We start from the raw sequence: 1,695 nt of genomic DNA, 5'->3' as shown, positions 1-1,695 counted from the left end.
GTCTTGGGTCGTGAGTGGCAAGAGAGGGAGTGAATATACCATGCGGTTCGACTTGTCGGATCGTGAGTGGGGCGTCATCGAACCTCAGCTTCCACCGACCCGGCAGGGTGGAAAGCGCGCCGACGATCGGCGAGTTTTGAACGGGATATTCTACGTCTTGCGCAGCGGCATTCCGTGGAAGGACCTTCCCAGCCGCTACGGTCCGCATACCACCGTTTACAACCGGTTTCGGCGATGGGCGAAGCAAGGGATTTGGCAGCGGATTTTCGAGGCGCTCCAACAGCAGCACCCCAGCAGCGTTGAGATGATCGATACCACGATGATCCCGGCGCACAGGGCGGCAGCCGGCGCAGAAAAGGGGGACTCTCCGCAAGCGAACGGGATGAAGCCCAGGCGATCGGAACCTCACGGGGCGGTCGCACGACCAAATGTCACGGTGTCTGCGACGAGCACGGCCGACTGCGCCGGTTCCTCCTGACTGCCGGCCAGCGCCACGACATGATGGGCGTCTGGGACCTGATAAACGAGGCTCCGCTGGACTGTACGGCCCTGATCGCCGACAAAGGCTACGATAGCCAGGAGTTACGGGCGTGGCTGCGCGATCAAGACTTGACCCCGGTCATTCCAAAGCGTGGAGAAGACGGTCAAAAACCCGAAGAAAACTCCGATCTCTATCGTGAACGGAACCTGATCGAACGTGCTTTCAATCGAATGAAAGATTACAGACGCTTCGCTATGCGCTTCGACAAGCTGAAAGTAACCTTCGAAGCTACCGTGGCGCTGATCGCGATGCGCACATGGTTCCTATGATTTGAGTCCACACCCTAGTCTTACTGAGTCACAAGATATCGGACGATTTTTGTCGCGACCCCCACATGCTGTGGTAAATTCGGAGATTCAATCTGGATGTGGGGGTGTCGATGGATCTCCAGTGGATGGATGGGCCGCAGGCTGAGCGCTTCACGCGTTATATGGACAGTCTGGCCGCTTGTCTTCGGCACAGAGACCGGATCGAGCCGTTCCGGCGCTACTGCGTCGGGCTGCTTCTGCCCGGCGAGCGCAAGTCGGTCGAGCCCATGGCGGCGCGGCTGCGCCCGGACCGCACGGCGGCCGAACACCAGGCGCTGTTGCACTTCGTCGGCCAGTCGAGCTGGGAGGCCGACGCGCTCCTGCGAACCGTCCGCCGTGAGGTCCTGCCGGTCATGACGGCGTCCGAACCGGTGGCTTCCTGGATCATCGACGACACCGGCTTTCCCAAGCAAGGCCCGCATTCGGTGGGCGTGGCCCGGCAGTACTGCGGTGAACTCGGCAAGCAGGACAACTGCCAGGTCGCGGTGTCGCTGTCGGTCGCTACGTCCAACGCCTCGCTGCCGATCGCTTGGCGGCTTTATCTTCCCGAGATCTGGGCGAGCGATACCGAACGACGCAACGTGGCCAAGGTGCCCGCCAAGGTCACGTTCCAGACGAAACAGGAAATTGCGCTCGCGCAAATCCGGGCGGCCGTGGCCGACGGCGTGCCCAAGGGCGTGCTGCTTGCCGACGCCGGGTATGGCAACACCAGTTCCTTTCGAGATGCGCTCACGGAGCTGGGGCTGACCTACGTCGTCGGCGTCCAGGGCAACATCGTGGTCTGGCCGCCGGGAACCGAGCCGGCGGTTCCGGCGTGGTCCGGCCGCGGGCGTAAGCCGACGCGCC

At 62.4% G+C, this 1,695-nt stretch carries 1 protein-coding gene and 1 pseudogene; both read left to right on the top strand.

All coding sequences use genetic code 11. The features are described from left to right. Positions 1-40 precede the first annotated feature (40 nt). Positions 41-810, top strand: a pseudogene (locus CKO28_RS27725) (IS5 family transposase). Between the two features lie 110 nt (positions 811-920). Next, positions 921-1,695 (top strand): IS701 family transposase (locus tag CKO28_RS27720; RefSeq protein WP_200344769.1); only part of this gene is annotated, 775 nt, incomplete at its 3' end.

It is taken from the genome of Rhodovibrio sodomensis (assembly GCF_016583645.1).
GTDB classification, from domain to species: domain Bacteria; phylum Pseudomonadota; class Alphaproteobacteria; order Kiloniellales; family Rhodovibrionaceae; genus Rhodovibrio; species Rhodovibrio sodomensis.
The sequence above is the reverse complement of the archived record's forward strand: the minus strand, read 5'-3'. Positions and strand labels throughout refer to the sequence as shown.